Consider the following 19,409-nt stretch of genomic DNA (forward strand, 5'->3'; position numbering starts at 1 on the left):
ATCATAGTTGATAATTCTCGGTTCATCATCCCAAAGAAGGATAGAACTATTAAAAACATTTAAAATAGATTTCGTTGCCATTTCCCCAGAAATTGACGAAAGCGAAATAAACTCAACCAATCCTGAAGATATCGTTATCGAACTTGCTTTAAAAAAAGCGAACGCTATAAAAGCTAAAGCAGATGATACAATCATATCGGCAGATACACTAGTTTGTACCAGTAAAAAAATTTTTGGGAAACCAAAAAACTCAAAAGAAGCTTTTGAAATGCTTAAAGAACTTTCGGGAAAATGGCATAAAGTTTTTACAGGTGTTTGTGTTAAAATAAAGAGCGAAGAAATATTATTTTATGAAATGACAAAAGTTAAGTTTAGAAAACTCGAAGATAGCGAGATAGAATATTACATATCCACTGGAGAGCCACTCGACAAAGCTGGAGCGTACGGTATTCAAGGATTAGGCGGTGTTTTTGTTGAAAAAATCATAGGTGATTACACAAACGTTGTTGGATTACCTTTACCTAAGCTTTGGAAAATTCTCTTCGATAGGGGGATAGTGGGTAAAACATGCCAATAGAATACGGTCCAAGGGAAAAGTTATTAAAAGAAGGCAGTGAAGCTCTTGAAACAAGTGAATTAATAGCTATTCTGCTCAGAACAGGAACAAACGGAAAAGATGTATTAGAAACTTCAAAAGAATTATTCAATAAATTTGGTGGAAGTTTATACAAAATGTCAAGAGCAACATTTGATGATTTCAAAAGTATTAAAGGACTTGGAGATGTGAAAATAGTAACTCTTATGGCAGCTTTAGAACTCGCTAAAAGATTAGTTAAGGAAGAAACAGTTATCTTAGACCCAAAATTGACTTCACCTGAAAATGTTTTTCAATATTGTATAGATATGCAAAGTTATCCCCAAGAAATAGTAAGAGTTATATTCTTAGATACAAAATTAAAAGTAATTGGAAGCAAAGATGTATCTAAAGGCACTATAAACTCTTCAATGGCACACCCAAGGGATATTTTCAGAGAAGCGATTTTGCGAAGTTCCACAGGTATAATACTTGCGCATAATCACCCTTCTGGAGATCCAACGCCAAGCAAAGACGATATAGAATTAACTAAAAAGATTAAGAAAGCGGGTGAATTATTGGGAATAAACCTCCATGACCATGTCATAATTGGTCAAACATTTTACAGTCTAAGACAAAAATGTAAAGAAATAGGGTGGGATGATGTTTGATAATGAAAATGAAAAGTTAGAAAATATAATGAAGTTGAAAGCGGAACTAGAAAAAGACCTTAAGAAAAAAGGTTTACTCAAAGATAAACCAAAAGATGCAAAAGAAACAAAATATGATGAAGAGGCTATAAAACGTCTCAAGGAAAATCTAACAGTAAGTGCTCATATTACAGAGGAAGAAAGTTTAACACTATACGATATAAATTCCCATGATTACGACGCAAGTATCGACTCAATCGAAAAAACCTTACGTATATTTCAACAAAGAACAAATAACATTAACCGAAAAAACATATTCGAGGGGTTGATAAATCTCCTCAATGGAAACATAAAAAATTCGATTGCTTCATTTAGCCAAGCTGGAGGCATTGAGGCGGAGTACAATAAATTATTAGCAGAAATGTACTCTGGCGAAGACATATCAAAAAACGCTGTTTTGCTTTTGAAAAAAAATCCAGATTCTTTGTATCCTTTGCTCTTACTTCTGGAAAGAGAAATGTTAAAGGGCTCAGCCGATGGTATGGATAAAATATTGCAAATATTGTCCAAAAAATCTGAATTTTGGAATTTAATACACAAACTTTTCGTTAACCAAGCCACCGAACAAGATATAATTCAAGCAGTCAGAGAAAGAATATTCGCGACTTTAATACTCTTACTAAATGTTTATGTAGATAGTACAAAAGAAATTCCCAATTTGTCTCACACATGTATCAATACACATAGAGCTTATTTGCGAGGAGAGACTGTTACACCACCTGAATGGTGTATTTATGGTCAACTAATTGCTGCTGCTAGAAAATATTTAGCAGGTTATAAAATAGAGATTCAAAATCTTAGAAAATTCGAAAAATCACCCGAATTCAAACTATTTTTGGGATTTTATCACTTCAACGAGGGAAATATTACCGTAGCAAAAGAATATTTTAAAATGTTCGAGTCCCAAGTTGGATTTTATGCTATATATACAAAACCACTGAAACAACCAAAAATAGGTATCGAACAGTTCATATCTATTCCAAATGGTTTTACTCCTTTAAAACAGGAAAATCCATCAATTATTGATTTCTTGCAGAAAAACACCGGTTACGATGTATATGTAAATTACAGAAAGTACGAATTCGTACGTTTAGTTTTTTCTGAAAAGCATTGTAAAATCAATTACAAATAAGGTTTAAGGAGGCTAAAGTTATATGATTCCACTTTTCGATATGACAAGGCAATATGAAAATTTACGTGAAGAAATACTCAAAGCGATTGATGATGTCTTATTAAGTGGGAAAGTTATACTTGGACCTGCAGTTAGCGAATTTGAAAGTGAATTTGCTATGTATTTAAATGTTAAACACGCAATTGGAGTTGCTAACGGCAGCGATGCCTTGGTTATTGCACTACATTCTATCGGTATAGAAAAAGGTGAGAAGGTAATCACAACACCATACACATTCTTCGCTACTGCATCGTGCATAGTTAGGAATGGTGGAGTACCAGTCTTTGTTGATGTAGATAAGGAAACTTACAACATAGATTTGAATCAAGTTGAAGATGTGTTGAAAAGAGAAAAAATAAGAATTGTTATACCAGTCCATCTTTTTGGTAGGTCAGTTGATTTTGAAAATCTACTCTTCCTAAAAGAAAAGTATCATGTTAAAATATTAGAAGATTCGGCGCAATCCGTAGGAAGTGAGGGAAAAATCGGCAATAAAATTTTAAAATCTGGAACAATCGGTGATATTGGTATTTTTTCGTTCTTTCCAACCAAAAACCTTGGAGCATACGGCGATGCCGGGATGATAGTAACAAACAATGATGAATTAGCAGAAAAATGCAGAATGCTTAGACAACACGGCTCAAAGAAAAAGTACTATCACGAAATGGTAGGGTACAATTCGCGAATTGATTCAATTCACGCTGCAATATTATCTGTTAAACTTAAGTACTTAGACGAATGGACGACAAGAAGAATAGAAATTGCAAAGGAATACCAAAGATTATTTGAAGATTATAAACTTCCAGTGAAATATCCAAAAGTTGTAGAGACTGGATATCGCAATCATGTATACCACCAATACGTTGTTGAGTTTGAAAATGAAGAAACACGAAATAGAGTTAAGGAGCATTTAGAAGAAAGTGGAATAGGGACAGCTTTATATTATCCATTACCACTACACTTACAAAAGTGTTTTTCAGAGTATGGTTACAAAGAAGGCGATTTCCCTGTTGCAGAAAGTTTATCAAAAACAACGCTTGCTTTACCAATTTTCCCAGAGCTAAGAAACGAAGAGATAAAAGAGGTTGTTGAAAAAATTAAAGAATCACTATAAACTAGGAGGTCTTTCATATGGATAACGATATACAAAATGAACAATTACTTCAAGCGCTTGAAAATTTCGTGAGAAGATATTTAAGAGTTAAAGATACAATAAAAGAATTAAACAAAGAGAAAAAAGACCTTGAAGACGCCATTATACAAATGGTGGAAGGCACAGACATAGATCATATCATAGTCGATGGCACAGTTGTTGAATTTGAAAATAGAACAAAGATAAAGCTAAAATAAAAAATATCCATCAATTTTTACCGAACATTTCGTGGGGGGAGTGATAAAGTATGGATAGGTACTTCGGTATCTCACAGTCAGGTTCCACAGTCCGTAAGGAGGTTATTGCAGGTATCACAACCTTTCTAACGATGGCTTACATCGTTTTCGTAAACCCGTCTATATTAGTTCAAGCAGTTCCTGGTATTTTTGACCAAACCGGGAAGATTATCGACCAATCACTCTACAACTCATACTACGGGGCTTTCATGGTTGCTACCATTCTTGGTGGCGCAACAGCAACACTCATAATGGGATTATTTGCAAATTACCCATTCGCCTTGGCTCCCGGTATGGGACTTAACGCCTATTTCACTTACACAGTATGTTTAAAACTTGGAATACCATGGCAATTAGCACTTACAGCTGTGTTTATTGAAGGTTTGATATTTGTTATATTAACTCTCACTGGCGCAAGAAGTTTCGTAGCGACAGCGGTACCACAACCAGTTAAAGCAGCAACAGGTGCTGGAATTGGTTTGTTTATTGCTTTGATTGGATTGAAAAATGCTGGTATAGTCATGCCAGATCCAATAACAGCAGTTACACTTGGACATATAAACAAGCCAGATACCTTGCTTGCAATAATTGGATTTTTCATAACCGTTGTTTTATTCGCATTACAAGTACCAGGTTCCATACTTCTTGGAATAATATTGACAACTATAATTGGAACATTCCCTGTGTTTAACGTCACACATTATCAAGGGATAATAGGGAAAATTCCCGATATATCTCCAACGTTTTTCAAAATACAATTCGATTCAAAAACACTTCTTTCGGGTGCATTTTGGGTAGTTGTTGCAACATTCTTCTTTGTTGATTTCTTCGATACTTTAGGTACACTTACAGGATTAGCTGAAAGCGCTGGATTTACAAAGAAAAAAGGCGAACTTGAAAGAGCAAAACCAGCCTATTTAGCGGATGCTATTGGAACAGTTGTTGGTGCCTTGTTTGGTACATCAACTGTAACAACGTATATTGAAAGCAGTACCGGTATCGCAGCAGGTGGGCGAACAGGTTTAACAGCTGTCGTAGTTGCACTTTTAATGTTAGCGATGTTGTTCTTCTCACCATTAGCGTTAACAATCCCATCGGCTGCCACAGCACCAGCACTTATATTCGTCGGCGTCTTAATGATTAAGAGCTTAATGTCTATAAAATGGGATGATATAACAGATGCGGTACCCGCGTTTGTCACACTCACTATGATCCCCTTCACTTACTCAATAGCAAACGGTATAGCATTAGGAATAATAACATACCCAATCGTTAAAACCTTTTCGGGAAAGAGAAAAGAAGTTCACTGGTTCACATGGGTCCTTGCCTTACTCTTCATAGCTTACCTCACATTCTTTAGAGAATAAAATAATCAAAAAATAAAAGCGGTCCAAAGTTTTTATTGGACCGCTTTTTTATACAATTTAATTTTAAATATTAACAAAAAACTTTTCCACTATGATACCATCGATGACCTTAATTATTTCACCATTTTTCATTGGTTGGAATTCATCAGAGAACTTTTCTGAATAAACGATGAACTTCTTATCAGACTTGTTATAGTAATAGTGCAACGTAAAATACTCTTTATTTCTTGATGTGTCTGTGTAAAGACAACATACGTATAAAGCGTTTTCTTTTTCATCAACCATAATAAAATTCATACCACTAAACTCATTTATTTTAGAATATTTCAAGATATTCTGAACAAGTTGACCAATCGAATTAAAATTGACGATATTTTCAAAATATTCGTAAGTATCACTCTCGTAAATATTTTCTCTTCTTGCGCTTTTTATTGTGCCGTTGTGCGCAAAATATCTCCCGTTTATGTAAAATGGATGAAGCTGCAATGTTGTCTTTGGAAGACCTTTCGAAGCAAGCCTTGCGTGAATTAAACCTAATTTAAATTTTTCTTCAGTTATTTTATTTATGTTATATGAATCTTCGTATATTGGTCTGAGTGACTTGTACAAAATATGATTAACATCATTTTTACAGAAACATCCCCAACCATCGTTATGTGGTGCCTCCATACCGTTAAGTGCCATAGATTTGACAAACTCAAAAATTTCAGATATATTTTGATTATCATCAAAACTAAAACCAGCCATTCTACACATATAAAATCCCTCCAAATAAAAATTGAATTTATAAATAGAGACTTTTGTGATATAATATATTATACCATTACAGTATTAAAATGCTATAGTAAAATGTGGGAGGTGTATTTTTAATGAAGAGTTTCGTTATGAATATCTGGTTATCCACGTGGAAAAAAATTTATGGAGAATCGATTGTTGATAATTTAGTTCAGGAATTCAATATCGACAGAACAAAACTATTAATCCCAACAAATGATGTACCAGACGAACTTGTTGTAAGATTTTCAGAAAAGCTTGCACAGAAAGTTGGGAAAAAATACGAAGAATTATGGGAAGAAACCGGTTATCACAATATCCGCTCATTTCATTCTTTCTATCCAAATTACTTTAAAAAAGAAGGTTGTATGTCGTTTTTAAGTGCTATGGATAGTGTACATAGAGCTCTCACAAGGCGAATAACCGGTGCGAAGCCACCAAGAATAATCTTTAACTACATAGATGAAAAAACTGCAATTGTTCGCTATGAGTCAAGAAGGGATTTTAGGTATTACTTTATGGGATTACTTAAAGGTGCATCTGAATTTTTCAATGATCCATTGAAAATCGAAGTACTAAACCAAGGAAAAACGGATTCTGGTTCTTTTATAGAAGTTAAAATCATTTCAACAAAACCTTACGGAAAGAAAGTAAATTTAAAATCGTACAAAATCTTCTCTTTTGGTTTGCTAAAATCTTTGGTTGAAACATATACTGTAACATTCCCAATTTTGACTTTCGTTTTGTCTTGGCTATTCACATCTTTATTTGGCCCATTGTTTGGTTCCATCGCCGTAGGTTTAGCGATTTTGGTTGGAGTTTCTTTCGGTTTGGTTGATTTTAAGAAAGGTTTGAGTGCGACAAAGGATATTGCAAAGGTTTACAAAAACAAAGATTTTAATAATTTACTTGTTATTGGTGGAGAAAAATCATTCGAGGAAGTATCAAAAGAACATATTGAAGCTATCTATGAATTGAGAGAATTTTTAATTTCTCTCCAAGGTGACACAGAAGAAATTATGGCGTTCGCAAAGAAAACATTGGAATCGTCCAGTGTAGTACAAGAACAGATTGATACAATGAAAGAATTATCAAGTCAAGTTGCCGATACAGCCGTTCAAATTAGTAACGATGCCGAACGAATATCAGAAGCGGTCTCATCGAATGTCGAAACTATCTCAAGAACAATAGGTCAACAAAATCAAATTATTCATGATTTAAACGTCGCTGTTGAAAAAATAATCACAGCTGCTAAGAGCGTAGAGCTTTCTGCCTCAGGTATGAACGCAATGAGTAAAGAATTTGAGAATATTGCAACAGAAAGCGAACAGCTTAGAACTCAAGCAAGCGCAATTATGGATATCGCAAATACAGTGATGAGCATTGCAGAACAAACAAATTTGTTAGCGCTTAACGCTGCAATTGAAGCTGCAAGAAGTGGGGAAGCTGGAAGAGGGTTTGCAGTTGTTGCAGATGAAATAAGGAAGTTGGCTGAAGAAAGCAAAGCATCTGCCGTAAAAATATCGCAATTCTTAGGGACAATTTCAAACGGTATTGATAAACTAAGCCAAAGTGTCGTAAAAGGTTATGAGGAACTGAAAGAACAAGCTAAAAACCTTTCGGATAGTGCAACAAAGAGTAAAGAATCAAGCGATATAATCTCCCATATCACAAATCAACTAAATGATTTGGTAAATTCTTTAAACAACGAAACGCAAAAACTGGAAGCAATAACAACAAGTATTCAAAACCTACTTGCAATTTCTGAAGAAAGTTCGGCAACAGCTGAAGAGATAAGCGCATCAATTCAAAGATTTTTAGATGAACTAAATAACGTCTTTGCTAACGTTAAGCAAACAATTAGTCTTCTCAACACGATACAAGAGAATTTCAAGGAAGTAAAAATATAAGACTTGAAAAAATTATAAAAAAGTGGTATCATATAACGTGATTAAAACGGACAAAAATTCAAGGAGAGGTGACGCACGTTGAAAAAAGGTATACACCCAGAAATGAGACTTTTAACAGTCAGATGTGCATGTGGTGCAGAACACAAGATTTGGACAACGAAAGAACAACTTAAGATCGATGTGTGTTCAAATTGCCATCCACTTTACAAAGGAAGTGGAGGTGCTAGCCTGATTGTAGATACTGAAGGACGCGTACAGAAGTTTAAGAAAAAGTTTGAAGGCAAGTATTAATTTTTAAACACGTATCTTTCAATCTAAATTTTCAGGAGGGTTATATTTTATGGAAGTTGGTCAAGTAGTAAAAGGTAAAGTAACAGAAGTACTCAAATTCGGAGCAAACATCGAATTAGAAAATGGGGAAAAAGGCTTTATCCATATTTCAAAAATTTCAAACCAGTACGTTCAAAAAGTGGAAGATTTCTTGAAAGTTGGTCAAGATATCGAAGCAAAAGTAATTGGAAAAGGTAGAGACGGCAAGTGGGAATTGTCACTCAAAGAAGAAACACAGGAAGACCAAGCAGAGGCAAAAAAGGAAGAATTCGAAAAGAAGCTTGCCAAATTCCTTAAAGATAGCCAAAAGACATATTCTGAATACAAAAAGAGATTGGATAAGAAACAAGGCGTTACAAAGAGAAGATAAAAATTTATAATGCAAAAAATAAAAGGGGATGTTTATCATCCCCTTTGTTTTTTTGTATATTTTAATTATTTTTAAACGTTAACTTTTTCTAATCGTTAAGAAAATAATTACAGCTGCAATTTCAGAAATAATGGAAACGGCAATTAAACTTTTTATACTTATACTGTACAAAATTCCAAGCAATGCACTACCTACAAACCAAGCAATTCCAAACACTGCGTTGAAAAATCCATATGCAGTTGCCCTTTTTTCTTTTTCAACAAGTTTTGCAACGGCTGCTTTCATAATAGATTCCTGAGCGCCCATACCGATACCCCACAGTATCGAACCAACCATAATAAAGGTCCCACTATTTCCAAAAGAAAAAATCCCGTAAAATGCAGAAATAAATGTTGAGATAGCTAAAACACCTATTCCTAATCTATCAAATAATTTTCCAAAGAAAAGCGCTGCAAACGCATCGACAATCATGGCAATCATGTATGCTATTGGAATCATCGCAGGTGAAAGAAGATTTAGCTTTTGAGCATGAAAACCAATCAATGCAAAATCCGCAAAGCCAAAAGCGATAAGAGATATACCAGCTAAGTACAAATAAAATGTCCTGTCGAGTTTTACATCTTTAATCGTTTCTTTAGCTTTTTCCATTTTTTCCGGATTTGGTACGAGCACTCTTGCGATAAAAATTATACCTATTGTTATAACAGCAGGAAAAACAAGAAACGCAAAAGCCTTCCTATAAGCATCAACAGTTTCGAGTTTTATGTTATTTGCGATAGTTAAACTCATGAAAAGAGGGCCTATTGTGGCTCCTATTTGATCCATGAATTCCTCAATGGCAAAACCTGTACCATAACCAACTTGACTACTTGCAAAAGACGTTATGGTATCTTTTGCGGGTTTTCTTAAAGCTTTACCAACTCTTTCAAGAATAACAAGTATTGCGGCAAGTATCCAATGTTTTGTCCAAGCCAAAGTTGGGATAACTAACAAATTAATTGAGTAACCAAGAATGGCAAAAAACCAATATTTTTTAGTTTTGTCAACGAGCTTTCCAGTAACAAAACGGAGAGTGTACCCCAATAACTCACCCAAACCGGCAATTGCGCTAACAACTACCGCTGACGCACCCAAAAGTCCCAGATAAGGTCCTACTAAACTTCTTGCTCCTTCGTAAGTTATATCACTGAAAAGACTTACAAAACCCATTAGTACAATAAAATATAAAGCTTTTTTCTTCATATTTTTCGCATCTTGCAATTAAATTTCACCTCGCTTAACACGATCACTTTTGAGGTTCAGGTTTATCTTTCAAAATGACCTTAATTAGAAATTCTTCGATACTCTTAAGTAAACCCCTTCTTGGTACAGCATCAACTGAAGATATAATCTCTGTAGCTGTTGATGGTTCTATATCATTCAAAACATTCTCGTTTTTACCCCTTTCAAAGATTTTCTCCACTCTTTGTAAAAGTCTTTCATACCTACTTTTTGCATTATGAAGTCCATTTTCACTTTCAAGCACATTCAGTCTTTCCCTTGCTATTAGTTTACTTATTTCCTCCTTGTTCATAGCGAATTCGACATACTTTTTTATCAATCTTTTTATAGCTCTTGATATACTACTTTCATTATCTACTTCCGAGAAAACCTCTTTTTCAAGTTCATCTATAACATTAATCCAGATTTCTTCAAAGAGGATCTCCTTGCTTGGAAAATAATAATAAATAAGGGACTTGCGCACGCCAGAGGCTTGCGCAATGTCCTCCATACTAACACCATCAAACCCTTTCTCAGAAAATAATTTACGTGCAGCACCTATAATTTTTTCCTTAGTTTTGTTACTTTCGCGGATTCTTTCACTCAAATTAATTTCCCCCTATAAGTCTCTGACAATAATTAAACATTAAGTTTTTTATCAACTTTAAGTGCTTCTTCTCTATTGGCATATCTCTTCATTCTTGTCTCATAGTTATAAATTCCTCTATTTACAGGATATCTTTCAACGTAACCATATTCATACCATAGTTTATCTGCATATTGTTTCCATTCTTCGGCAAGTTTATCAATTGCGGGCGCAAGATCGGTGATAGTCTTTTCAGAACCTTCGTGTTGTGGTATAGCATTAAAGTTCTTTACCATTGCTCTGAATACTTTTGGATTATCGATAATTGGACATGGCCTGAAAAGGTTATTAGAGAATGGAATTGCTCTCTTGTAAGATTCAAAGAATGGTGATTTGAATATTTCAAGCAATGTTTTTTCCCTTATACTATCCACTGCAAATTGTTGGAAAACACATGGTTCAACATAACCTTTTGCATTGACGTGGAAATATTTCGCACCCGCCGAGAGACAACCATGAGTCAAGAAACCATGGTTCCAGAAGTCGGCAACAAAAGCAAATCTTCCACTGAGTCTCATCTCATCAGTTTTGAAGAATCTTTCGTATCTCTGCTGAGGTGTTGGAACAAGATCCATTACAGGATCCTGACCTACAGGCATAAATTGATAAATCCAAACGTACTCAACCCCGTTTTGTTCTAAGAAATTCCAGAACTCATCTTTCATAATTATATCGTGGTTCATCCTTGTTGCAGTAACACTTGCTCCAAATGGCACACCGTATCTTCTCAATCTTTCCCATGTGTTCTGAATAGCTTTAAAAACTCCATGACCACGTCGCCAATCAGTTTCAGACTCAAATCCTTCAACAGAAATTGAAATTGTCGCATTGCCAAGCTCTGCAAGTTTTTTAGCTTTTTCCTCTGTTATTAGTATACCATTCGAGTAAATCATGAAGTAATGTTCGTTAAACTCTTCAAGTATTTCCAAAAGGTGTGGCCAGTAGAATGGTTCTCCACCGGTGATAACCCAGAAGTAAATACCAAGTTCCTCACCTTGTTTTAAAACACTTCTTACTTCGTCTTTTGTTAATTCGTATTTTCTTCCATAAAGTCCCGCATAGCATCCTATACAATTAAGATTACATGCGTAAGTTGGGCTTATGACTCCTAATTTTGGGAGAACAACCTTGTGTTCATGCATCATCTTTTGTCTTTGTGGTTCACCAATAGCAAATTCGTTAATTATAAGATTATTGATAATCTTTTCGACAGCTTGTGGAGAAGACTTTTGGAAAATCTCAATCCACTTTTTAATCATTGGATGCTCCTCTTGAGCCATGAGTCCAAGTTTTTTCAAACCACTTTTTGCTGGTTCTTTACTAAGAGCTGAGATTGTGAATAAAAGTTTTGCAAATGTTTGAGTATCTGCCTTTCTGATAACAGACGAAACAAGTTTTCCAGCTTGATGATAAACCATACCTTTTAATCCACCAACTGCCATAATACCCCTCCTCTAGATTCTAATTAAGTTTTATTTAACAGTATTGCATGATTTCACTATATTAGTCTAAATCTCAAATATCTATTTATTGACCGTTCAGTCAAATTTTACACCTGATAAACCTTATATGTATTTCAAAAATGTAACTTCTAGGTAACTTTTTATGTTCGTGTTTGCTTTTTTAGATAAATTTGACTATAATTGTAGTCAAGGAGGTAAACATATGAGATTTAAAACAGACTTTTATTCACTTGCTGATGCAAAGGCGAAGTTTTCAGAAGTTGTTGAAATTTCGGAAAATTTGGATGTAGTAATTACAAAAAATGGTAAACCCGCAGCAGTTATCATCAATTATGATAAATACAACAAAATACTAGATTTCATCGATAAGGTTTGGGATCTTTATCTTCTTGATGTTGGAGATCCTTCTGTTTTTAAAGATCTCAAGCTTGAAGATATATTTGATAATAATGAGAAAAAAGAATAAATAATTATGTCATACTGTTAATAAAAAAAGGAGGTTAAGTCTATGGCTCAGGTTGTACTTGAACATGTGTGGAAGATATACGAAGGCAAGGTTGAAGCAGTTAAAGATGCAAATTTTACAGTCGAAGATAAGGAATTTGTCGTATTGCTTGGTCCATCTGGTTGTGGAAAAACAACTACACTAAGAATGATTGCAGGACTTGAAGAAATTACGAAAGGTGAAATCAAGATCGATGGAAGGGTTGTAAACGATGTTGAGCCAAAAGATAGGGATATCGCATTCGTTTTCCAAAACTACGCACTTTATCCACATATGACTGTTTACGAAAATATGGCTTTTGGTCTTAAACTTAGAAAAGTTCCAAAAGATGAGATAGAAAAAAGAGTCAGAGAAGCCGCAAAAATTCTTGAGATTGAGCATTTGTTAGACAGAAAGCCAAGGCAACTTTCCGGTGGTCAGAGGCAAAGAGTCGCCGTGGGAAGAGCCATCGTTAGACATCCTAAAGTTTTCCTATTTGACGAGCCACTTTCAAACCTCGACGCAAAGCTTCGTGTTCAAATGAGGGCTGAGCTTAAGAAGTTACACGCAAGACTAGAAGCAACAATCGTTTACGTTACACACGACCAAGTTGAAGCTATGACAATGGCAGACAAGATTGTTATCATGAAAGACGGTGTAATCCAACAAATTGGCAGTCCATACGAAGTTTACAATAGACCAGCGAATATTTTTGTTGCAGGATTCATCGGTAGTCCATCTATGAACTTTATTAATGGAAAGATAATCAAGGGTGAAGGTGGTCTTTGGATAAAGACAAGCGGATTAAAATTGAAAGTTCCAGCAGAATACGAAGAAAAACTTTCAAAATATGTTGATAAAGATATAATATTTGGTATAAGGCCAGAAAATATATACGACAAAATGTTCGCAATCGCGCCAAAACCAGAAAATACCGCTGAAGTTACCGTTGATGTTGTTGAACCACTTGGTAGTGAAACATTACTACACGTTGTTGCTGGTGAGGATAGGCTTGTAGCAAGAGTTAACGCAAAGAGCCAGGCAAAGGAAGGCCAGAAGATAGACCTCGTTTTCGACATGACAACAATGCATGTGTTCGATAAAGAAACAGAAAAAGAATTACTCCACTGGTAATTAAATTTGAAATTTAATTAGAGAGTTTAGAAAACCTAATCACCGCCCTAAATAGGGCGGTGGTTTTCTAAATAAGCAATTAAAAAATGGGGGTGTTATCTTTGCCAAATATATATTTTTGCATTCCTAAGAATGACTCCGTTTATTTCGATGAGCATGAAGTTACACATATGAAAGTAATGAGGCTAAAAGAAGGTGAAATAATCGAAGCAACAGACGGAAACGGTGGAAAATATAAAGTTATACTAAAATCTATTGGAAAAAATGAAGCATACGGTAATGTTCTATCTTATGAATTCATTGAAATCACAAACAATAAACTTGTACTCTTCGCCCCTTCAGGTAGATGGGAAAGGCTTAGATGGACTATTGAAAAAGCCGTCGAATTGGGTGTAGATGAGATATACGTCTTCAACAATGAAAGGGCTTCACGACATTACGACGATAAGCAAGACAAGCTTGAGCTTATTGTAAGGGAAGCATCAAAACAATGTGTTAGGTACCACTTTCCAACAATAAAACCCATAGAATTTTTAGATATTTTCTCTCTAGCACCGGAGAGTACATATATCTTAGATTTTAAAGGAAGAAAAATTCCAAAGAGAATATCCAAGAGTGTTGGTATAATAGCTGGACCTGAAGGAGGATTTTCAAAAAGCGAATTAAAATTGCTTAAAAGCAAATTCAAAAGTATCTGTTTAGGAAAAAAGATATTGAGATTCGAAACAGCTATAATACTCTCAACCGGTTTTTTTGCTATGAAATTGGGAAAAATTTAGCTATGTAATAAATCACATCTTCGCCACTCAAATACGCTATTTCGTACTGTATAAAACTTTCCTTATAGCTTTCAAAATCTGCCTTAACATTTTTTGGAAGGCTTTTCTTGATTTTTAACATTCTATTTTCATACTCTTTTTTTGAAATCATATTTCTTTTTTCAAATGGTGTCATTGGTTTTGGTACAAGAGGGTTTATACTTAATGTTATGTTCTTATACCCCATTTTTTGTACTTCTTTAATAAATTCAAAAAAATCATTGTAATCTTTCTCATCTTCTTCTTCAAGCCCTATTATGTAGTAAAGCTTTACACTATCAAATCCAACTTTTCTACCTAAAATTAGTCCGTTTATTATATCATCAGTCGACATATCTTTCATCATAACATCTCTTATTTTTTGAGATATACCTTCTGGTGCAACTGTAAATGAGTATTGGTTTGTCTCCTTAAGAACCCTCAACAATCTTTCGTTAACTTTGTCTATTCTCATGGAAGAAACAGAAAATTTTACTTTATTCTTCTCGACATAATCGAGTAGTTCATCAAGATACGGGTAATCTGTAATGGTAGCACTTATTAATCCATACTCAATTTCATTGTTTTTGTATTTTTCAAAGATTTCTACAATGTCGTCTATCTTTGCAAATTTTACGGGTTTCTTTGTGTATCCTGTAACGCAAAATGCACATCTCCAAATACACCCTCTTCCAATTTCGATAAGCATTTTGTTCTTAAACGATGACATGCTACTAACATAATGTGAGTGTGGAACTGGGAAAAGGGTGCCAAAACATTTTGAAAATTTAATCTTACCAAATTTCTTTGAGTAAATCTCATTAACATCCAAGAATTTATCAACTAAACGACTATCAATATAATATTTAAGCGCTTCTGAAAATTGAGTTATCGAACATTCTATGTCACCTATGAACACCAAGTCGGCGATTTCTTCGACAATTTTGTAATTGAAAAGTGTAGTTGGTCCACCTATTATTATAAGTGGGTGATATTCGTTTCTTTCATTAGCCTTCAGTGGTATACCTTTTTTTATAAGTATATCGGCTATATTTAGTAAATCATTTTCAAATTGGAAAGTAATTAACCACACAGGAAATTCATCGATAGGTATCTGAGATTCTAAAGAATAAAATTTCTTAAACCATTTTTCATAGAAAAAACGTTCCACACCTATTCCCTGCTGAGACAAAAGCTGTTGAATCCAACTCCAAGCAAGTGAACCACTTGCAATTTCGTAATTGTTTGGGAAAATAAAGGCAACCTTGGGAAGGTTGCCTGAAATATCTTTTAAAATTTTTTCTGATTTTTTGAATTTCAAAATGTATTCGTATTCTCTAAATGATTCCGCGTCTCTTGGTTTTCTCATTAAATACTCAAATCCTCCCAAAAATTCATTGAATTTCAAATCTGTTCAAGGGCTTTTCTCCTAAGGTAATTTTTAGAAACGACAACTCTTTTTACAGTACCTTCTGCTATTTTTTCTGTTTCTCTCATAACAATCACCTTAAAAGTAACGATGTTATTTACAACCTCTGTAACTCTAATACCAACAATTAGTCTTTCGCCAATAACAACAGGTTTCAAATGAATTATTTCGTTGTAGTTCACAACTGATACATTTTCCTCTTCAAGAAACTGATTTAAAAATTCTCCGGTAACAAGATTTATTTCTTTGATTAATCCAGAAGTTGAAAGCAGATGTAAATGAGATAATTCTTCATCTTCGTCCCATACCATTGATTCATCTGGAATAACTTCTACAGATTTGCTCAATCCTAAAATTCTGCTTAATTCTTCCACAATGTTCCCCCCATTCCCTGTAAGAAAATCGTGAAAAAATTTGTAAGTTTCTTTACGCTTCTTGTAAATTAGTGTCTAATCCACTTTCGTTCCCATTAAGCATTGCTCTTAGTTCTTCACCACTCATTACTTCACGTTCCAACAAAACTGCAACTATTTGTTCCATTTTTTCCCTATTCTTAGTTAAAATATCCATTGCACGCTCATAGCAAGATTTTATGATATTTTGAATCTCGTGGTCTATCATTTTAGCAACTTCTTCACTGTAATTTCTTATCCTTGTCAATTCTTTGCCAAGGAATACTTCTTGTTCCGTCTTACCCCAAGCTAAAGGTCCAAAATTATCACTCATTCCATATTCACAAACCATCTTTCTTGCTATTTCGGTAGCTCTTTCAATATCGTTTGCTGCCCCACTTGTAAAATCGCCAAAAACTAGCTCTTCAGCTGCTCTACCACCTAAAAGTGTCGTTATATTATCGAGTAGTTCGTTTTTACTAACTAAGTACTTGTCTTCAGCAGGTAAATGTAATGTGTATCCAAGAGCTGCGTAACCACGTGGTGTTATTGATATTCTGTGAACAGGATCTGAATTTGGTAATGAAGAGCTTATTATCGCATGTCCTACTTCATGATAAGCAACTATCTTCTTCTGCTTTTCGGAGATAACTCTCGATTTTCTAGCAGGTCCGGCTATAACCCTATCTATTGCTTCCTCAAAATCGTTCATCTTAATGACATTTCTACCATCTCTTGCGGCTAACAATGCTGCTTCGTTTACCAAATTTTCAAGATCAGCGCCAACAAATCCCGTTGTGCGTTTAGCAAGTACAGAGACATCAACATCTTTATCTATAGGTTTATTTCTTAAATGTATTTTCAATATAGCTTCTCTTCCTTTTACATCTGGTGGATCAACAACAACTTTCTTATCAAACCTTCCAGGTCTTAACAGTGCAGGATCAAGTATATCTGGCCTATTCGTTGCGGCCATTACTACAATAGCTTGATTAACGTCAAAACCATCCATTTCAACTAACAATTGGTTTAGGGTTTGTTCCCTTTCATCATGACCTCCGCCAAGACCTGCACCTCTATGCCTACCAACAGCGTCAATTTCATCTATAAAAACTATACAAGGAGAATTAGCCTTCGCTTGCTCAAATAAATCTCTTACCCTTGCCGCACCAACACCGACAAACAATTCAACAAAATCAGAACCACTTATGTGGAAGAAAGGAACGTTTGCTTCTCCAGCAACAGCACGTGCAAGTAATGTCTTACCAGTACCCGGAGGTCCAACGAGTAAAATACCTTTCGGCATTCTTGCCCCAATTTTTGTAAATTTTCCAGGATTTTTCAAAAACTCAACGGTTTCTTTGAGTTCTTCAACAGCCTCATCTACACCAGCTACATCCTTAAATGTTACTTTTATTTTATTAGGATTGACCTTCTCCGCCCTACTTTTTGTGAAGGTAAATGCCTGGTTATTTCCACGTCCAAGACCGCGAATTATAAACGCAAAAAGTAATAGAGTAACTATAAAAATCGCGATATTTCCAATAACATTTACCCAAAAACTGCTATCTGTAACTCTTTCACCTTGAATCACTATTCCATATTCAACAAGCTTGTTAATTGTCTCTATATCGTATCTAAACCAAGGAGCATAAACAGAATACGATCTTCCTTGCTTTGTCTTTATACTCAGATTACCATCATCTTTTATAACCACTTCAGCTATATCCGTTTCACTGTTACTGACTCGTTTTATAAAGTCACTGTAACTCATGTTAAGCTCTATTGCACCCTTAGAATTTATAAAACCTTCGTAAATCCAAAATAAAGAGAGTGCAATTAGTATTAGAAAAATTACCGATCCAATGTTACGATTCAAAATGAAAACCTCCTTTCGTTTTTATAAAAACACCAATATCATTTAGATAGCTTTTTGCTTCATACAAAAACGGTATGTAAATAACTTTACTATCTTGCTCGCTTTCGGATAAAAACACAAGCGGTATCAACTTTCTTAAAAACGTTGGAACTTTCCTCTCTGAAAATAATTCTTTAACTTTTTTACCACTCAACAACCTATCACCATCTCTCCAATTGCGAACCTTAAAACACACATTTGTATGCTCTTTTTTATTAATTATATCATACTTTGCAAATTTTATAAAGTAACCGTTTGCTTCTATTAGCTCAAACTCTTTGCTTCCATCAAAGCATACAATCTTTTCAAAAACCGGATAATTTACTATATCTCCCATCATACACCACCCATAAGAAATCTCAATTCCAAGTGCTCCCCAAAAAGATATTTTATAAGACGGTTTTCCAGAGCTTCTTGCTTTTTTAAATCGTTCAAGTTTTTCGTAATCTAATGGTTTACCAAATAACAACAAAGAATACCTTCTAATTTGTTCAATCTGAAGGTACTCATCATTTACCAGTTTAAAAATAAAATTGTTTCCGATTTTTTCAAGATTACTCTTATCAATACCAATAGCTCTATCTACATAACTATCAAGTTCCCAGATATTTTTTGCCAGCTTTAAATAAGCACTTTCAACAGAAGGATTAATCTCTTTTAAGAGGGGGACTATTTTGTGCCTTACAAAATTTCGGTTGTACTCAATATCAAAATTCGTCCTATCGATAACATACTCAAGTTTTCTTTCTTTGGCATATTCTTCTATCTCTTTACGTGTGAAAAAGATAAGTGGTCTTATAAATATACCATTTATAGGCTTTATAGCCGCCAAACCAAAAGGTCCAGTGCCTTTTATTTGCCTAAGTATTATTGTTTCTAAAAGATCGTTGGCGTTATGTGCCGTGGCTATAAAGCTGTATCCATTTTCTTTAGCAGTACGTTTCAGAAATTCATACCTTAAAATCCGTGCGCCTTCTTCTATTGATAACTTATTTTGCTCGCAATACATTTTTACATCAGCTTCACCTGGAAAAAATGGAATTCCCAATCCTTCACAAAATTTTTGAACAAAAATCACCTCATCATCCGCTTCAGTTCTCAACTTATGGTTGAAAGTAGCAACTCCAATGTTTATTAATAACTCGTCCTTTGCTCTGTTGAAAAGATCTAACATGACAATAGAATCTACTCCACCTGAGACCGCAAGGAGAACCGATGAACAATTAGGAACATACTCTCTTATAAAATTTACAAACTTTTTAAAAAATTCATCTTGTGTATCTAAAGCCAA

General features: G+C 34.5%; 20 protein-coding genes. 12 read left to right on the forward strand and 8 right to left on the reverse strand.

Features of this window, described 5'->3' with window-relative positions:
* Positions 1 to 7 precede the first annotated feature (7 nt).
* From AS161_RS07185 to AS161_RS07210, 6 genes are read left to right on the forward strand one after another with little or no spacing between them, the layout of a single operon-like run.
* Positions 8 to 577, forward strand: a complete 570-nt coding sequence (locus AS161_RS07185) for a Maf family protein (protein WP_011993367.1) — start codon at positions 8 to 10, stop codon at positions 575 to 577.
* Positions 568 to 1,245, forward strand: coding sequence for a DNA repair protein RadC (gene radC, locus AS161_RS07190; RefSeq protein ID WP_164542301.1), 678 nt, complete (start codon positions 568 to 570; stop codon positions 1,243 to 1,245). Before AS161_RS07185 ends, radC begins: the two co-directional genes overlap by 10 nt.
* Positions 1,235 to 2,416 carry a hypothetical protein gene (locus AS161_RS07195; protein ID WP_241241355.1) on the forward strand — a complete coding sequence of 394 codons (1,182 nt, stop codon included), beginning with the start codon at positions 1,235 to 1,237 and terminating at the stop codon, positions 2,414 to 2,416. Before radC ends, AS161_RS07195 begins: the two co-directional genes overlap by 11 nt.
* 22 nt (positions 2,417 to 2,438) lie before the next feature.
* Entirely contained in the window at positions 2,439 to 3,569 is a 1,131-nt protein-coding gene (locus tag AS161_RS07200; RefSeq protein ID WP_164542302.1) for a DegT/DnrJ/EryC1/StrS family aminotransferase, read from the forward strand.
* Positions 3,570 to 3,586: 17 nt separating this feature from the next.
* Positions 3,587 to 3,805: a hypothetical protein gene (locus AS161_RS07205; RefSeq protein ID WP_011993363.1), complete on the forward strand. Its 219-nt coding sequence runs from the start codon at positions 3,587 to 3,589 to the stop codon at positions 3,803 to 3,805.
* A 50-nt stretch (positions 3,806 to 3,855) separates the two neighbouring features.
* A complete protein-coding gene (locus AS161_RS07210; RefSeq protein ID WP_164542303.1) occupies positions 3,856 to 5,211 on the forward strand; it encodes an NCS2 family permease in 1,356 nt (451 codons plus the stop codon).
* Between the two features lie 63 nt (positions 5,212 to 5,274).
* Here AS161_RS07210 and AS161_RS07215 read toward each other — a convergent pair whose 3' ends face one another.
* Positions 5,275 to 5,967 (reverse strand): hypothetical protein, encoded by a 693-nt coding sequence (locus tag AS161_RS07215; RefSeq protein WP_011993361.1) that lies wholly within the window; start codon positions 5,965 to 5,967, stop codon positions 5,275 to 5,277.
* A gap of 113 nt (positions 5,968 to 6,080) precedes the next feature.
* Here AS161_RS07215 and AS161_RS07220 point away from each other — a divergent pair, with 113 nt between their 5' ends.
* The 3 genes from AS161_RS07220 (at position 6,081) to AS161_RS07230 (ending at position 8,595) form a co-directional block, all read left to right on the forward strand.
* Positions 6,081 to 7,895 (forward strand): heme NO-binding domain-containing protein, encoded by a 1,815-nt coding sequence (locus tag AS161_RS07220; RefSeq protein WP_164542304.1) that lies wholly within the window; start codon positions 6,081 to 6,083, stop codon positions 7,893 to 7,895.
* 78 nt (positions 7,896 to 7,973) lie between these two features.
* Positions 7,974 to 8,186, forward strand: a complete 213-nt coding sequence (gene rpmE / locus AS161_RS07225) for a 50S ribosomal protein L31 (RefSeq protein WP_011993359.1) — start codon at positions 7,974 to 7,976, stop codon at positions 8,184 to 8,186.
* Between the two features lie 49 nt (positions 8,187 to 8,235).
* On the forward strand, positions 8,236 to 8,595 hold the full coding sequence (locus tag AS161_RS07230) for a S1 RNA-binding domain-containing protein (protein ID WP_164542305.1): 360 nt from the start codon (positions 8,236 to 8,238) through the stop codon (positions 8,593 to 8,595).
* A gap of 78 nt (positions 8,596 to 8,673) precedes the next feature.
* On the opposite strand, the gene AS161_RS07235 is transcribed toward AS161_RS07230, so the two are convergent.
* From AS161_RS07235 to AS161_RS07245, 3 genes are read right to left on the reverse strand one after another with little or no spacing between them, the layout of a single operon-like run.
* Entirely contained in the window at positions 8,674 to 9,855 is a 1,182-nt protein-coding gene (locus AS161_RS07235; protein WP_164542306.1) for an MFS transporter, read from the reverse strand.
* A 25-nt stretch (positions 9,856 to 9,880) separates the two neighbouring features.
* Complete coding sequence (locus AS161_RS07240) at positions 9,881 to 10,462, reverse strand: TetR/AcrR family transcriptional regulator (RefSeq protein ID WP_164542307.1); 582 nt, start codon at positions 10,460 to 10,462, stop codon at positions 9,881 to 9,883.
* A 32-nt stretch (positions 10,463 to 10,494) separates the two neighbouring features.
* Positions 10,495 to 11,943, reverse strand: coding sequence for a radical SAM protein (locus AS161_RS07245; RefSeq protein ID WP_164542308.1), 1,449 nt, complete (start codon positions 11,941 to 11,943; stop codon positions 10,495 to 10,497).
* A 223-nt stretch (positions 11,944 to 12,166) separates the two neighbouring features.
* On the opposite strand from AS161_RS07245, the gene AS161_RS07250 reads away from it, so the two are divergent.
* The 3 genes from AS161_RS07250 to AS161_RS07260 all read left to right on the forward strand — a co-directional run bounded on the left by AS161_RS07250 (position 12,167) and on the right by AS161_RS07260 (position 14,361).
* The gene (locus AS161_RS07250; protein WP_164542309.1) at positions 12,167 to 12,430 is read left to right on the forward strand and encodes a type II toxin-antitoxin system Phd/YefM family antitoxin; all 264 of its coding nucleotides are present in this window, start codon (positions 12,167 to 12,169) and stop codon (positions 12,428 to 12,430) included.
* A gap of 42 nt (positions 12,431 to 12,472) precedes the next feature.
* Positions 12,473 to 13,582: a sn-glycerol-3-phosphate ABC transporter ATP-binding protein UgpC gene (ugpC, locus tag AS161_RS07255; protein WP_164542310.1), complete on the forward strand. Its 1,110-nt coding sequence runs from the start codon at positions 12,473 to 12,475 to the stop codon at positions 13,580 to 13,582.
* 92 nt (positions 13,583 to 13,674) lie between these two features.
* Positions 13,675 to 14,361 carry a 16S rRNA (uracil(1498)-N(3))-methyltransferase gene (locus AS161_RS07260; RefSeq protein ID WP_241241356.1) on the forward strand — a complete coding sequence of 229 codons (687 nt, stop codon included), beginning with the start codon at positions 13,675 to 13,677 and terminating at the stop codon, positions 14,359 to 14,361.
* On the opposite strand, the gene AS161_RS07265 is transcribed toward AS161_RS07260, so the two are convergent.
* Genes AS161_RS07265 through tilS form a run of 4 tightly spaced genes read right to left on the reverse strand, consistent with a single transcriptional unit; the run spans position 14,339 to position 19,409 of the window.
* Positions 14,339 to 15,748 carry a radical SAM protein gene (locus AS161_RS07265; protein WP_011993351.1) on the reverse strand — a complete coding sequence of 470 codons (1,410 nt, stop codon included), beginning with the start codon at positions 15,746 to 15,748 and terminating at the stop codon, positions 14,339 to 14,341. The genes AS161_RS07260 and AS161_RS07265 overlap by 23 nt on opposite strands.
* Before the next feature lie 35 nt (positions 15,749 to 15,783).
* Positions 15,784 to 16,182: a hotdog domain-containing protein gene (locus tag AS161_RS07270; RefSeq protein WP_011993350.1), complete on the reverse strand. Its 399-nt coding sequence runs from the start codon at positions 16,180 to 16,182 to the stop codon at positions 15,784 to 15,786.
* A gap of 52 nt (positions 16,183 to 16,234) precedes the next feature.
* Positions 16,235 to 18,079, reverse strand: coding sequence for an ATP-dependent zinc metalloprotease FtsH (ftsH, locus tag AS161_RS07275; protein WP_011993349.1), 1,845 nt, complete (start codon positions 18,077 to 18,079; stop codon positions 16,235 to 16,237).
* A complete protein-coding gene (gene tilS / locus AS161_RS07280) occupies positions 18,069 to 19,409 on the reverse strand; it encodes a tRNA lysidine(34) synthetase TilS (RefSeq protein WP_164542312.1) in 1,341 nt (446 codons plus the stop codon). Before tilS ends, ftsH begins: the two co-directional genes overlap by 11 nt.

This window comes from Fervidobacterium sp. 2310opik-2 (assembly GCF_011057735.1).
In the GTDB taxonomy this organism is placed as follows: Bacteria; Thermotogota; Thermotogae; order Thermotogales; family Fervidobacteriaceae; genus Fervidobacterium; species Fervidobacterium nodosum.

Excerpts from the sequence above, each read along its gene's own strand:
- radC (WP_164542301.1), top strand. The coding sequence starts at position 568 with ATGCCAATAGAATACGGTCCAAGGGAAAAGTTATTAAAAGAAGGCAGT.
- AS161_RS07195 (WP_241241355.1), top strand. The coding sequence starts at position 1,235 with ATGATGTTTGATAATGAAAATGAAAAGTTAGAAAATATAATGAAGTTG.
- AS161_RS07200 (WP_164542302.1), top strand. The coding sequence starts at position 2,439 with ATGATTCCACTTTTCGATATGACAAGGCAATATGAAAATTTACGTGAA.
- AS161_RS07205 (WP_011993363.1), top strand. The coding sequence starts at position 3,587 with ATGGATAACGATATACAAAATGAACAATTACTTCAAGCGCTTGAAAAT.
- AS161_RS07210 (WP_164542303.1), top strand. The coding sequence starts at position 3,856 with ATGGATAGGTACTTCGGTATCTCACAGTCAGGTTCCACAGTCCGTAAG.
- AS161_RS07215 (WP_011993361.1), bottom strand. The coding sequence starts at position 5,967 with ATGTGTAGAATGGCTGGTTTTAGTTTTGATGATAATCAAAATATATCT.
- AS161_RS07220 (WP_164542304.1), top strand. The coding sequence starts at position 6,081 with ATGAAGAGTTTCGTTATGAATATCTGGTTATCCACGTGGAAAAAAATT.
- AS161_RS07230 (WP_164542305.1), top strand. The coding sequence starts at position 8,236 with ATGGAAGTTGGTCAAGTAGTAAAAGGTAAAGTAACAGAAGTACTCAAA.
- AS161_RS07245 (WP_164542308.1), bottom strand. The coding sequence starts at position 11,943 with ATGGCAGTTGGTGGATTAAAAGGTATGGTTTATCATCAAGCTGGAAAA.
- AS161_RS07250 (WP_164542309.1), top strand. The coding sequence starts at position 12,167 with ATGAGATTTAAAACAGACTTTTATTCACTTGCTGATGCAAAGGCGAAG.
- ugpC (WP_164542310.1), top strand. The coding sequence starts at position 12,473 with ATGGCTCAGGTTGTACTTGAACATGTGTGGAAGATATACGAAGGCAAG.
- AS161_RS07265 (WP_011993351.1), bottom strand. The coding sequence starts at position 15,748 with ATGAGAAAACCAAGAGACGCGGAATCATTTAGAGAATACGAATACATT.